The organism is Nocardia barduliensis (genome assembly GCF_013315795.1).
Lineage (GTDB): Bacteria > Actinomycetota > Actinomycetes > Mycobacteriales > Mycobacteriaceae > Nocardia > Nocardia barduliensis.
In genome coordinates this window covers 83,439-95,374 of record NZ_JABLTE010000001.1, presented here as the reverse complement: position 1 = coordinate 95,374, position 11,936 = coordinate 83,439, and the positions used below count along the sequence as shown (strand labels likewise).

14 protein-coding genes are annotated in these 11,936 nt (G+C 68.9%); 7 read left to right on the top strand and 7 right to left on the bottom strand.

What is annotated here, in order from left to right; all coding sequences use genetic code 11:
- Positions 1-2: 2 nt before the first annotated feature.
- Complete coding sequence (locus HOV91_RS00490) at positions 3-704, top strand: GntR family transcriptional regulator (protein ID WP_174183386.1); 702 nt, start codon at positions 3-5, stop codon at positions 702-704.
- Positions 705-708: 4 nt separating this feature from the next.
- On the opposite strand, the gene HOV91_RS00485 is transcribed toward HOV91_RS00490, so the two are convergent.
- Positions 709-1,584 (bottom strand): NERD domain-containing protein, encoded by an 876-nt coding sequence (locus HOV91_RS00485; protein ID WP_174183385.1) that lies wholly within the window; start codon positions 1,582-1,584, stop codon positions 709-711.
- Positions 1,585-1,813: 229 nt separating this feature from the next.
- Here HOV91_RS00485 and HOV91_RS00480 point away from each other — a divergent pair, with 229 nt between their 5' ends.
- The gene (locus HOV91_RS00480) at positions 1,814-2,347 is read left to right on the top strand and encodes a carboxymuconolactone decarboxylase family protein (RefSeq protein WP_174183526.1); all 534 of its coding nucleotides are present in this window, start codon (positions 1,814-1,816) and stop codon (positions 2,345-2,347) included.
- On the opposite strand, the gene HOV91_RS00475 is transcribed toward HOV91_RS00480, so the two are convergent.
- Positions 2,344-3,114 (bottom strand): TetR/AcrR family transcriptional regulator, encoded by a 771-nt coding sequence (locus HOV91_RS00475; RefSeq protein WP_312884408.1) that lies wholly within the window; start codon positions 3,112-3,114, stop codon positions 2,344-2,346. The two genes, HOV91_RS00480 and HOV91_RS00475, sit on opposite strands and share 4 nt — an antisense overlap.
- 125 nt (positions 3,115-3,239) lie before the next feature.
- Between HOV91_RS00475 and HOV91_RS00470 the strand changes: the two genes are divergently transcribed.
- A complete protein-coding gene (locus HOV91_RS00470; protein ID WP_174183384.1) occupies positions 3,240-3,617 on the top strand; it encodes a VOC family protein in 378 nt (125 codons plus the stop codon).
- Between the two features lie 773 nt (positions 3,618-4,390).
- Here the strand turns inward: HOV91_RS00470 and HOV91_RS00465 are convergent.
- A complete protein-coding gene (locus tag HOV91_RS00465) occupies positions 4,391-5,239 on the bottom strand; it encodes an SDR family oxidoreductase (RefSeq protein ID WP_174183383.1) in 849 nt (282 codons plus the stop codon).
- A 99-nt stretch (positions 5,240-5,338) separates the two neighbouring features.
- On the opposite strand from HOV91_RS00465, the gene HOV91_RS00460 reads away from it, so the two are divergent.
- On the top strand, positions 5,339-5,737 hold the full coding sequence (locus HOV91_RS00460; protein ID WP_174183382.1) for a winged helix-turn-helix transcriptional regulator: 399 nt from the start codon (positions 5,339-5,341) through the stop codon (positions 5,735-5,737).
- Positions 5,738-5,781: 44 nt separating this feature from the next.
- Positions 5,782-6,210 (top strand): PPOX class F420-dependent oxidoreductase, encoded by a 429-nt coding sequence (locus tag HOV91_RS00455; RefSeq protein WP_174183524.1) that lies wholly within the window; start codon positions 5,782-5,784, stop codon positions 6,208-6,210.
- 159 nt (positions 6,211-6,369) lie between these two features.
- On the opposite strand, the gene HOV91_RS00450 is transcribed toward HOV91_RS00455, so the two are convergent.
- Together HOV91_RS00450 and lpdA are read right to left on the bottom strand one after the other, a co-directional pair.
- The gene (locus tag HOV91_RS00450) at positions 6,370-7,077 is read right to left on the bottom strand and encodes a polysaccharide deacetylase family protein (protein ID WP_174183381.1); all 708 of its coding nucleotides are present in this window, start codon (positions 7,075-7,077) and stop codon (positions 6,370-6,372) included.
- Between the two features lie 126 nt (positions 7,078-7,203).
- On the bottom strand, positions 7,204-8,607 hold the full coding sequence (gene lpdA, locus HOV91_RS00445) for a dihydrolipoyl dehydrogenase (RefSeq protein ID WP_174183380.1): 1,404 nt from the start codon (positions 8,605-8,607) through the stop codon (positions 7,204-7,206).
- Between the two features lie 131 nt (positions 8,608-8,738).
- On the opposite strand from lpdA, the gene HOV91_RS00440 reads away from it, so the two are divergent.
- Both HOV91_RS00440 and HOV91_RS00435 read left to right on the top strand, forming a co-directional pair.
- Positions 8,739-9,800 carry an AraC family transcriptional regulator gene (locus HOV91_RS00440; protein ID WP_174183379.1) on the top strand — a complete coding sequence of 354 codons (1,062 nt, stop codon included), beginning with the start codon at positions 8,739-8,741 and terminating at the stop codon, positions 9,798-9,800.
- A 237-nt stretch (positions 9,801-10,037) separates the two neighbouring features.
- The gene (locus HOV91_RS00435; RefSeq protein WP_174183378.1) at positions 10,038-11,060 is read left to right on the top strand and encodes an NADP-dependent oxidoreductase; all 1,023 of its coding nucleotides are present in this window, start codon (positions 10,038-10,040) and stop codon (positions 11,058-11,060) included.
- Between the two features lie 33 nt (positions 11,061-11,093).
- On the opposite strand, the gene HOV91_RS00430 is transcribed toward HOV91_RS00435, so the two are convergent.
- Together HOV91_RS00430 and HOV91_RS00425 are read right to left on the bottom strand one after the other, a co-directional pair.
- Positions 11,094-11,468: a hypothetical protein gene (locus tag HOV91_RS00430; protein ID WP_174183377.1), complete on the bottom strand. Its 375-nt coding sequence runs from the start codon at positions 11,466-11,468 to the stop codon at positions 11,094-11,096.
- A 64-nt stretch (positions 11,469-11,532) separates the two neighbouring features.
- Entirely contained in the window at positions 11,533-11,907 is a 375-nt protein-coding gene (locus HOV91_RS00425; RefSeq protein ID WP_174183376.1) for a hypothetical protein, read from the bottom strand.
- Between the last annotated feature and the right edge of the window lie 29 nt (positions 11,908-11,936).

The following is an 11,936-nucleotide window of genomic DNA, read 5'->3' as shown; positions in this document are numbered from 1 at the left end:
CCATGACCCGCGACAGGGGTCGGATTCCGTTGCGTGAGCAGGTGTACGACTCCTTGCGCCGGGATCTGGCCACCGGAGCCATCGTGCCGACCGAGCGGCTCGGCGAGGAACGCCTCGCCGAGGCCTACGGGGTGTCGCGCACCCCGGTGCGCGAGGCGCTGGCCCGGTTGCAGGCGGACGGAGTGGTCGAGCGGCTCTCCGACGGCCTCTACCCGTACCGGCCCCGGCTGGACGAACTGGATCACCTCTACGAGTTGCGGCTCGTGCTGGAGGCAAGGGGCATGCGGCGGGTGGGTCCGGCCGGCGAAGCGCCAGGGCACGACCTGGATCTCGTGCGCGCGGAACTCGAGACCTGGCGCGCGCTGCGCGACGACCCGCCCGAGCCGGGCCCCGCGCTGGTGGCCGCCGACGAACGGTTCCACACCACCTTGCTCGCGGCCGCGGGCAACACCGCACTCGCCGAGGCGCTCACCGCCGTGCACGTCCGGGTGCGGCCGGTGCGCACGCTGGACATGCCGACCCCGGAACGGATCGCCACGATGACCGCCGAGCACATCGCGGTCGCCGAGCACCTGGTGTCCGGTGCGGTGGACGCGGCGGCGGCCACGCTCACCGCCCATATCGACACCTCGCGCGCGCACGTGCTGGCCCGTGCCCAGCACGCGCTGCGCCTGACCAAACTGGGCCGCGCCGTGCGGGATTGACGGGTCAGCAGTTCGGCTGGAACGGATAGCAGTCGGCGGGCCGGTACGCGGGCGGCGACGGAGTCACGCTCGTCGTCGGATCGGTCACCCGGCCCGGTTGCGCCGAATCGTGCGCCAGCGCGGTGGCGATCACGCCGAGTACGAACAGCACACCGATCACGGCGATCACGACGACGGACCAACCCGCGTAGGCCTGGCTCTTCGTCGCGGAGCCGGGGGTCGGCTCGACGCGCGGCTTGGGTGTGCGCGCGATGGTGGTGACGGGCTCCGGCATGTTCTCCTCGAAGCCGGCTTCGAGCAGTTCGGCGCGGGACGGGGCGATCTGCGCCAGACCGAGCGCGCCGCACGCGCCGATCACGCGGTCCGCGGTCCAGCTGCGCGGTCCCGCGGAGAAGCCCTCCAGGTAGATGCGCAGCTCGGTCGCGTCGGTGACGTTTCCGACGACGACGTCCAAGCCCGGCCGCAGGTTCGTGCGTGCCGGGCGCACCACGGCGCCGCGGAACGGGACGAGCACGACGGCGCCGCTGATGTGCCCCGGGTCCTGCAACGCCCGCTGGAGCATGTGCTTGACCGCGTAGATGCCGTGTTCCACCCGGTCGGCGGGGCTGCCGGATTCCGCGTCGTCCAGTTCCACCGGCGCGTCACTGATCTTCCACGGCCCTTCGGCCGGAGTGCTGAGAATGCCGCTCTGCCTGCGCTGGAACCCGTGCACCTCCAGCACGGTCAGGCCACGCGGCGTCCACACCACCGCGTCGACGCGCCGATTGTCCGCCTCGAGATCGATCACGGCGAGGCCGGTCGACGGGTACGACCGCAGGCACGCGACGAATTCCTGCTCCGCGCCGGAAAGCTCCGCTCCGGGCCTGATCCTCACCAGCATCTGTTCCCCTGCCGACCTGTTGTCCACCTCTGACGCCGCGAAAGCCCACTGCGGCTGCGGCCACCCGCACCGGTACTGATGATGACGGGGTACCCGGCCGAAAACCACTCCGAAAGCAAAAGAATGGTGGCGCCCCGCACGGGATACTGCCAAGTAGGCTCTATTCTCGGTCGGCACCGACGCCGGCCGCAAAGACCACGCGGAGGTGGCAACCAGCATGGTTTCAGCGCTGCAACCACGCATCTCACCCGGACGGCTCCGGGAGCTCGGCCCGCTCAACTGGGTTGTCTGGCAAGTGCTTTCCCGTGCGGCGGGCACCGGCGACGCCCACTTGTTCAGCACGCTCGGCCGCACCCGCGGCCTGTTCCGCGGCTGGCTGCACTATTCGGGCAAGCTCATGCCCGGCGGGCGGCTGCCGCGCCACGAGTCCGAACTGGTCATCATCCGGGTCGCGCATCTGCGCGGCTGCGACTACGAGATGGACCATCACATCCGGCTCGGCAAGCGCGCCGGGGTGACGGCCGACATCCTCGAGCGGCTGCGCGAAGGGCCGGACGCGGCGGGCTGGTCGGACAAACACCGCGCGCTGCTGGCCGCGGTGGATCAACTGGTGCGGACCCGCGATCTCGACGACGACACCTGGGCGGAGCTGGCGAAGCACTACGACGAGCGCAGCCTGATCGAGATCGTCCTGCTGATCAACCAATACGACGGGCTGGCCGCCACCATCACCGCGCTGCGCATCCAGCGCGACGGCCTCTAGCGGCCGGACCCCTCGATCCGGCGCGCCAAACCGTCCAGCACCAGCGCCAGCCCGAACTCGTAGGCGTGATCGGCGCTGTAGGCCGCGTCGTACGCCTGGCCAGCGGCCGCGCCGACGCGGGCGGCGTACGGGTAGCGCTCGGTGTCGAAGACCCGCGCCAGCACCGGCGCGGCCCGTTCCCACCACTGCCCGTCGGACATGGCGCTGTCGGAGGCCGCGCGCTCGCTGTCGATGGCGATGCGGGCGACCGAGGTGACGAAGCCGAGCACGAACGTCAATGCGGCGTCCATGGCGACATCGTCGAGCCCGAGGTCGGCGAAAGCCCGCAGCTCGTGGTCGTATTTCGCGGCGAGGCCCGGCCCCAGCGGCGGCCGGGTGGTCGGCAGATAGGCCACCCAGGGATGCCGCGCCAGCATGGTTCGGTTCTCCGCCGCGATCCGGGCGACTCGCTCGCGCCAGGGCAGACCGGTGAGGTCCGCGCGCTCCATTCGCGCGTACACCGTGTCCAGCATCAGGTCGATCAGTTCGGCTTTGCCCGGCACGTAGGTGTAGGTGGCCATCGGGGTCAGGCCGAGCCGGGTGGCGACGGCGCGCATCGTGACCGCGTTGATCCCCTCCACGTCGGCGATCTCGATCGCCGCGGTGACGACCGCATCGACACTGCTGCGCTGCTTCGGCCCACGGCCGGAGCCGGGCGGAATCCGCCATAGCAGCTCCAGCGTGCGCACCGGGTCGCCCGCACCGCTGCGTTCCTTCGGCTGTCCCACGCCGCCTCCTCACCCGCTCGAAGCACCGATGGTATCGATGTGACCCAGCTCATAGTGCACCTCGGCGCAAAACTCTCTACAACATACAGTGTACTTCGTACAGAGTTACTTCGCCGAGGAGGACCATGAACATCACCGCTTCCGCCATCTCGCTCAACGTCCCCGACCCGATCGCCTCGGCGAAGTTCCTCATCGACCACCTCGGATTCGAGGAGAAGATGTCCGCCGACGGGTTCGTCTCGCTGGACCGCGACGATGCCGCACTGAACGTCATCTACCTGCGCACCGGACTGGCGAGCTTCAAACCCGAGCGCGCGGCGGGCAGCGCGGGCGAGGGCCTGCTCGTCGTCTTCGTCGTCGACGACATCGATGCCGAATACGCCCGGCTGCAAGGCGAGGGGGTACCGATCGTGACACCCATCGAAACCGAGGAGTGGGGCGAGCGGTACTTCCAGATGAGCGATCCCAACGGGATCATCATCCAACTGGTGCAGTGGATTTAGTGCTGTGTTGATTTGGCCGCGACTTCGTCGCGGCGTGTTCGCGGCCCCTTTGGGGCTCGCGTCCGAGCGGCCGCCGCTGGCGACTTCGTCGCGGACGCGGCGGCCGCTCGGACGCGAGCCGGGCCGCGAACGGCGCATGCTCGGTCTCGCTTCGCTCGAAAGACGTAGTCACGGTGCGCTGAGCGCGTCAGCAGGTGATCACACCACCTCGGGTTCGCTGCCGCCGGTCGCAGACGGTGCGCGCTCGTTCGACCCGAACGCCACACTCGCAGGCATACCAGGCTGCCGAACGACGCATGCTCGGTCTCGCTTCGCTCGAACGACGTAGTCAGTCACGGTGCGCTGAGCGCGTCAGCAGGTGATCACACCACCTCGGGTTCGCTGCCGCCGGTCGCAGACGGTGCGCGCTCGTTCGACCCGAACGCCACACTCGCAGGCATACCAGGCTGCCGAACGACGCATGCTCGGTCTCGCTTCGCTCGAAAGACGTAGTCACGGTGCGCTGAGCGCGTCAGCAGGTGATCACACCACCTCGGGTTCGCTGCCGCCGGTCGCAGACGGTGCGCGCTCGTTCGACCCGAACGCCACACTCGCAGGCATACCAGGCTGCCGAACGACGCATGCTCGGTCTTGTTTCGCTCGAAAGACGTGGTTGGGGTGCGCTGGGCGCGTGAGGCTCGCAGGTCTGACATACGGGCTTCAGGCTCGCGGCGCCGTCTGGGCGCCACCGCGACCTTGGGCGCGAAGACCGGCAGTATGTGGCTGAGCGGACCTCAGCCGAGTGCTGCCCGGAAGACGTCGACGGCGGCAGTAGCCGGTCGGCCGAGCAGTTTCTCCAGGTCCCCGGAGCGCACGTCGAGGATGCCGGTGGCGATGCCCGCGTCGGCGTCGGCGAGAGCCTCGGCGTAGGTCGCGGGCAATCCGGCTTCGATGAGTGCGGCGGCGTACTCCGCTTGCGGCAGGTTCTCGTAGCGCACCGGCTTGCCCGCGGCTTCCGAGATCGCCTGTGCCAGCTCGGCATAGGTGAGGCTCGCACCGCCCCCGAGTTCGTATACGCGGCCCGCGTGACCATCGGTGGTGAGCACTCGCGCGGCCGCCTCGGCATAGTCGGCGCGCGCGGCGCCCGCCACACGGCCCTCGCCCGCCGCTCCGTACAACACGCCCGACGCCACCGCGTGCGCGAGGCCGCCCGCGTAGTTCTCCCAGTACCAGCCGTTGCGCAGCAGCACGTGCGGCACCGCCGATTCGGCGAGCACCGCCTCGGTCGCCCTGTGCTCCTGCGCCAGGATCAGCGGGTTGTCGGTCGCGCCCGGAATGCTGGTGTAGGCGAGTAGCTCGATGCGCGTGCGTTCGGCCGCGCGAATCACGTTGGTGTGCTGGGCGACCCGCGCGCCGAACTCGTTGCCCGAGATCAACAGCACCCGGTCGACGCCGTCGAAGGCACGCTCCAGCGCGGCCGGGTCGCCGTAATCGGCCCGGCGGACGTCCGCGCCGCGGTCGGCCAGGTCGGCCGCCTTCGCGGGATCACGCACGATCGCGACGACCGGCGTGGCCGCCCGCAACAGTTCTTCCACCACGAGTCGGCCCAGTTGGCCACTGGCCCCGGTCACGGCGACGGTCATGACTACCTCCCAAGGTAGGTACAAATCCACATGCACTAACTATTCGTAAGTACTATGCATTTCGCAGCCACTGCGGTCAAGTTGAGTACGATAACGGTCATGACCACCCAGCCCACCGTCGCGGCCGACGCCGACGACCCGACGCTGGAAGCCGACGTCTTCGCCAGGAACTGCACCTCACGGCCGGTGTTGCAGAATGTCGCCAGTCGCTGGGGCACCCTGGCGCTGGTCGCGCTGCGCGAAGGTCCGTACCGGTTCAGCGCCCTGCGCAGGCGGGTCGACGGCGTGAGCGAGCGCATGTTGTCCCAGACCCTCCAGGCACTGGAACGCGACGGCATGGTGCATCGAGAGGTACTGGAGACGATTCCGCCGCGAGTCGAGTACACCCTCACGGAACTGGGCGCGGAGGTCGCCGCGCACCTCGAGGCGCTGATCCAGGTGCTGGAGACCAACATGCCGCGCGTGCGCGAGGCCCAGGCGGCCTACCACCGCGATTGAACCGCGCCCGGGAAGAGACCGGCGTCACCCGCGGTTACACGGGCATGGAACTGGCCGCCGCAGTCGATTTCGCCCGGAACCACCGCAGGTCCGTGCTCACCACGATCCGCCGCAACGGACGCCCGCAACTGTCCAATGTGCTGCACGTCGTCGGCGCCGACGGCCGCATCCGCATCTCCATCACCGCCGACCGTGCGAAGTATCACAACCTCGTGCGCGACCCGTGGGCGGCGCTGCACGTGACTCGCGAGGACTTCTTCGCCTACGCCGTACTCGAAGGCACGGTGGAACTCACCCCGGTGGCCGCCGCGCCCGACGACCCCACCGTCGACGCGCTCGTCGACTACTACCGCACCGCCAACGGCGAGCACCCCGACTGGGACGAGTACCGCGACGCGATGGTCACCGACCGTCGCGCCCTGGTGCTGTTCACACCGGCCAACGCCTACGGCATGCTCCCGGCTGCCGGTTAGCTGACCAATCCCGGTGGCGTGAACTCGCGATCCTGCTCGCGCGGCGGAGCGGATGCGCCCACCGTGCCGTCGGCCACGCGCAACGCGGTGCCGGATCACGCCGTCCAGCGCGTCGAACGCCGTCGATGACGGCCGCTCAGTCGCACACCGAAGCGGGGATCAGCGGGACATCAGATCCGACACGGTGACGAATTCGTATCCCGCGGCCCGCAATTCGGTGACGATGCGGGGGATGGCGGCGATCGACCGGTCGGCGTGCCCGTGCATCACGTGCAGCAGGACGATCGAACCGGGGCGGACCTCGCCGAGGGCCTCGGCGACGATATCGTCCGTGGTGGCGTCCGCCCGACCCGAATCGGGCTCGACGTCCCACGTCACGGTGACCCGCTCGTGCTCGGCGAGGTAGTGCGGCAGCACCCACAGCTTCTTGCCGTAGGGCGGGCGGAAGGTGATCGGGCCCGTGTACCCGGTCTTCCTGATCTCGGCGTCCGTGCCCTCCACTTCCTCGCGGACCGTGCCGGGCGTGACGAAGACCATCCGTCGATGCGTATAGGTGTGGTTGCCGATCTCGTGGCCCGCCGCGGCGATCGCCCTGCCGTGCTCGGGATGCGCGGCGAGATCGCGGCCGTTCAGATAGAAGGTGGCCGGAACCTGTGCGTCGGCAAGCACTTTCAGCACTTCCGGCGCACGATCGGACGGTCCGTCGTCCAGGGTCAGCGCGACCACCCGCGCGTCGGTGTGCACCCGGCTGACCACGTGCCCGGCCAACTGGAAGGTGCGCGCTTTCGTCAGGTAGAAGGTGCCCGTCCCCAGCAGCACCACCACGACGAGTACCGGCACACTTCCGATCAGCCACCTGCGAAACATGCACGCTGTATAGCAGATCGTCCGCGCCCACGCCGAGCGCCGACCGGCCTACCCGCGCGCAAACCCTTGCCCGACAGCACGAAAGGGCGTGCGATCGAGGATCGCACGCCCTTCTCCGGGACCGGATCAGAAGTTGATCATGTGGCCGGCCAGGCCGTGGAAGGCTTCCTGGAGGGCCTCGCTGAGCGTGGGGTGGGTGTGCACGTTACGCGTCAGCTCGTTGACCGTCAGGTCCCACTTCTGCGCGAGGGTGAGCTCGGGCAGCAGCTCCGAGACATCCGGGCCGATGAGGTGGCCGCCGATCAGCTCGCCGTACTTCGCGTCGGCGACGAGCTTGACGAAACCGGTCGGGTCGCCGAGGCCGTGCGCCTTGCCGTTGGCGGTGAACGGGAAGGTCGCGACCTTCACGTCGTAGCCCTCGTCGCGCGCCTGCTGCTCGGTCAGGCCGAAGCTGGCGACCTGCGGCTGGCAGAAGGTGGCGCGCGGCATCATCCGGTAGTCGCCCAGGGTGACGGTCTCCGCACCCGCGATGGTCTCGGCCGCGACCACACCCTGCGCCTCCGCGACGTGCGCGAGCTGCAGCTTGCCGGTGACGTCGCCGATCGCGTAGATGTGCGGCACGTTGGTGCGCATGTAGTCGTCGATCCCGATCGCGCCGCGATCGGTGACCTGCACCCCGGTGGACTCCAGGCCGTAGCCGTCGACGCGCGGCGCGAAGCCGACGGCCTGCAGCACCTTGTCGACGGTGACGGTCTCGACCGAGCCGGACTTGTTGTCCTTGATCGAAACGGTGACCTTGGCGCCGTCGTCCTCGATGGACTGCACGGCCGCACCGGTGGTGATGGTGATGCCGAGCTTCTTGTACTGCTTGGTGATCTCCTTGGAGACGTCCGCGTCCTCGTTCGGCAGCGCACGGTCGAGGAACTCGACGATGCGCACGTCGACGCCGTAGTTCTTCAGCACGTAGCCGAACTCCATGCCGATCGCGCCCGCGCCGACGATGAGGATCGAGCCGGGCAGCTCGCGGGTGAGGATCTGCTCCTCGTAGGTGACCACGTTGGCGCTGAGCTGGGTGCCGGGCAGCAGCTTGGTGACGGTGCCCGCCGCGATGATCGCGTTGTCGAACGTGACCGTCTCGGTGCCGCCCTTGGAGAGCTCGACCGAGAGCGAGTTCGGGCCGGTGAAGGTGCCCTTGCCGTCGAACTCGTCGATCTTGTTCTTCTTCATCAGGAAGTGGACGCCCTTGACCCGGCCGTCGGCGACCTTGCGGCTGCGGTCGAAGGCGACTCCGAAGTCGAAATTCACCTCACCGGAGATGCCGAAGGTCTTCGCCTCCTTGGTGAAGATGTGGGCGAGTTCGGCGTTGCGCAGCAGCGCCTTGGACGGGATGCAGCCCACGTTCAGGCACACACCGCCCCAGTATTTCTGCTCGACGATCGCTGTTCGCAGGCCGAGTTGAGCGGCGCGGATCGCGGCGACGTATCCGCCGGGACCAGCACCGAGAACGACGACATCGTAGTGGGAAGTCACGAACCGAGCCTAACTCTGTAGCGGGGAGTTCACCCACCCATCCCCCACCACAGTGAGGCGTGGGCCACACCCGGCCGGAAACTTCCAGTGAGCGGGAAGAACGGGGCGCATCCGTGGGGTTAGCATGCCCCGTGAACAGCCGCGGCGACCAGGGTTCGGCACCGTCGCCCGTCGGCGTGACCACGCCGCATTTCCTGGACGAGACCGCCTCCACGCATCTGACGCGGCTGGTGCGCGACGCCGCCCGGGCCGCGGGAGTCGGGGCCGACCGCTTGGCCGCCGTCACCGGCACCGATGACGGCGCGCTCGCCAGCGAACTGAACCGGATACCGCTGCCCTCCCTGCTCCGACTCTGGGAATTGCTCGCCGAGACGGCCACGGAGCCCGGCGCCGGGCTCGCCGTCGCCGCCGCCGCACCACTGGGCACCCTGACCACCTGGGATTACCTGGTCACCAACGGGGCGACGCTGGTGGATTCCCTGCACGCCGCCCAGCCGTATCACCGCTTGGTCACCGCGGCAGCCGAACGCTTCGACGTGAACGACGACGGCGCGCTGACCGTCGCCTTCCACACCACCGCACCGGACCCGGTGGCCACGGTGATCACCGAATACGTCCTCGCCTACTACCTGCGCCGGGCCCGCGAGGCCACCGGCCGCCCGGTGGTTCCCGAGCACGTCACCTTCAGCGGTCCCGCACCGGTCGACCACCGGGTCCTCACCGAGGCGTTCGGCACCACCCGCGTCGACTTCGGGGCACCCATCGATGCGATCACCTTCGCCGAAGCCGACGCCCGCGCGCCGCTGGTGCGCGCCGATCCCCTGCTCGCGGACCTGCTGCGCAGTCACGCCGACTTGGTGCTGGCCACCGCCCGTCCGCTCCCGGGACCGCTGGAGTCGTTCCGGATCGCGCTCGCGGCCGCGATCGTTGACGGCGAACCGTCTTTGCCCGCCGTCGCCCGCCGCCTGGCGGTGAGCACCCGTACGTTGCAGCGCCAACTGGCCGAGCGGAACACGACATGGCGCCAGGAATACGACCTCGCCCGTCACGAGCAGGCGCGCGCCTTGCTGGCCGAAAGCCGACTGACCACCGCCGCGATCGCGCGGCGGCTCGGATTCGCCGACGATCGGGCGTTACGCAAGGCGTATCACCGGTGGAGCGGATCGTCGCCGTCACGAGCGCGACAGATGTAGGGCGCAGACGGGGACCACTCGCCTGTCCCACCGGCGAAACGCGAGGTCCATTCCTCCACTCGACCGCGCGAACTCGATCGCTCGTCCCACCGGCGAACAGTGGCGCGTCCGGACCGGTTGGTGGCGGCGCCGGACCTGGGAGCGCAAGCGGAGCGCTCATAGCGTCATCGGTACCGGATCGCACCCGCGCGAATCCCGGAATCAGTCGCTCATGCAGCTTCCGGAAAGGCACCCGTCATGACCGAGACCAGCTCCCTCCCGATCACCGCGCGTGAGTTCCACCTCGCCGCACGACCGGTCGGCGTACCGACGGGCGCGAACTTCGCCCTGGTCGAACGGCCGATCCCCGACCTCGCCGACGGACAGATCCTGGTGCGCAACACCTGGATGTCCGTCGACCCGTACATGCGCGGCCGGATGGACGACCGCCCGTCCTACATTCCCCCGTTCCAGGTGGGCGCGGCCATGGAGGGCTCGGCGCTGGGCGAGGTGATCGCGTCGGCGGCCGCAGCCGTTCCGGTGGGTGCCACCGTCACCCACTTCGCCGGATGGCGCGACTACGCGGTGGTCGACGCCGCCACCGCCACACCCGTGGACACCTCGCTCGCCGCACCGCAGCACTACCTCGGCGCGCTCGGCACCACCGGCTTGACCGCGTACGCGGCGCTGACCGACGTGGCGCGGGTCGAGCCGGGTGACACCGTGTTCGTCTCCGCGGCGGCGGGCGCGGTCGGCAGCGTAGCGGGGCAGATCGCCAAGGCGCTCGGGGCGGCACGGGTCATCGGGTCGGCGGGCGGGGCGGCCAAGACGGCCCTGCTGCTCGACGAGTTCGGTTTCGACGCCGCCGTCGACTACCGGCAAGGTGATCTCGCGGGACAATTGACGGCGGCCGCTCCCGAGGGCATCAATGTGTACCTCGACAGCGTCGGCGCCGAACACCTGCGCGTCGCGGTGGAGGCCATGCGCCCCGGGGGCCGCGTCGCGCTGGTCGGCGCCATCAGCGGCTACAACGGCGTGAACGAGGTTCCTGGTCCGGACCTGTACCTGGCCGCGATCAAGGAACTTTCTCTGCGCGGCATGCTGGTCAGCAGCTATTTTCCGATCTTCGGCGAGTACATCGCCAAAGCCGCGGGCTGGCTGGCCGACGGCACCCTGCGCACCAGACATACCGTGTACGACGGTCTGGACCAGGCCCCCGCCGCCTTCCTCGGCGTGCTCTCCGGCGCCAACATCGGCAAGATGCTGGTCCGCCTGGCGTGATCACCCCTCGGCGCCCGCCCGCGCTGATCGGATTCAGGACAGTAGGCGGTCACAGATACTGGCGTCCGCGCCACGGCCATATGCCCGTTCGATATCGGAGTAATCCGGATCGACCTTGTCCAGGTAATACGGTATAAGAGCGGCCTCGACGCTGCCGCACACCCATTTCTCGCCGGTGTCGCTGTTTTCCATTGCGAAAGTGATCATGTGCCAACCGGTCGACGGGGCACCCGCCGAGGCCGTGCATTCACGCCCTTTCACGGACCCGAAGTGCGGTTCGGCGAGCGTGTACTTGCACGTATAGGTCGGCAGGGCTTGCGCCGCGGCGGTGGGTGTGGTGACCAGACCGGCGGCGGCAGCCAGCAGGATCGCGGGCAGCCCGAGGCGGAACAGGGAGGTTGTGATCATCGCGGTTCTCGTCCTGAATCGAAATCGGTAACTAGGGGAAGCGGTTCGCGCGTGCGCCGCGCGGTCAGATCGGGCGGCAGTTGCTCGCGTCCACCCCGGCGTTGAGCATCTGTTCCGCCTCGTACTGCGACATGCCCGGATGAATAGGATTGTCGAAGTACACGAACGCGCCACCGCATTCCCATTTCTCACCGGTGACGCTGTTCTCCATCCGGACGGGGTGGAAATAGATGTCGTCCAGCGGGGCGCCCGGTGACGCCGTGCACTTGCGCGCTTTCATCGAATTCAATACCACGAAGTAATGCTCGATCGGCGTGTACTTGCACGTATAAGTCGGCAGCGGGGGTTGCGCCGTGGCAGTGGGAGCGGTCACCGAACCGGCGACCGCGGCCAGCACGAGTGCGGGCAGCCCCAGCAGAGCGAGACGGGTTGTGGTCATCGAGGCTCCTGTTCGAAATCGAAATCACC

Excerpts from the sequence above, each read along its gene's own strand:
- HOV91_RS00490 (WP_174183386.1), top strand. The coding sequence starts at position 3 with ATGACCCGCGACAGGGGTCGGATTCCGTTGCGTGAGCAGGTGTACGAC.
- HOV91_RS00470 (WP_174183384.1), top strand. The coding sequence starts at position 3,240 with ATGAACATCACCGCTTCCGCCATCTCGCTCAACGTCCCCGACCCGATC.
- HOV91_RS00465 (WP_174183383.1), bottom strand. The coding sequence starts at position 5,239 with ATGACCGTCGCCGTGACCGGGGCCAGTGGCCAACTGGGCCGACTCGTG.
- HOV91_RS00425 (WP_174183376.1), bottom strand. The coding sequence starts at position 11,907 with ATGACCACAACCCGTCTCGCTCTGCTGGGGCTGCCCGCACTCGTGCTG.
- HOV91_RS00485 (WP_174183385.1), bottom strand. The coding sequence starts at position 1,584 with ATGCTGGTGAGGATCAGGCCCGGAGCGGAGCTTTCCGGCGCGGAGCAG.
- HOV91_RS00460 (WP_174183382.1), top strand. The coding sequence starts at position 5,339 with ATGACCACCCAGCCCACCGTCGCGGCCGACGCCGACGACCCGACGCTG.
- HOV91_RS00435 (WP_174183378.1), top strand. The coding sequence starts at position 10,038 with ATGACCGAGACCAGCTCCCTCCCGATCACCGCGCGTGAGTTCCACCTC.
- HOV91_RS00455 (WP_174183524.1), top strand. The coding sequence starts at position 5,782 with ATGGAACTGGCCGCCGCAGTCGATTTCGCCCGGAACCACCGCAGGTCC.
- HOV91_RS00430 (WP_174183377.1), bottom strand. The coding sequence starts at position 11,468 with ATGATCACAACCTCCCTGTTCCGCCTCGGGCTGCCCGCGATCCTGCTG.
- HOV91_RS00450 (WP_174183381.1), bottom strand. The coding sequence starts at position 7,077 with ATGTTTCGCAGGTGGCTGATCGGAAGTGTGCCGGTACTCGTCGTGGTG.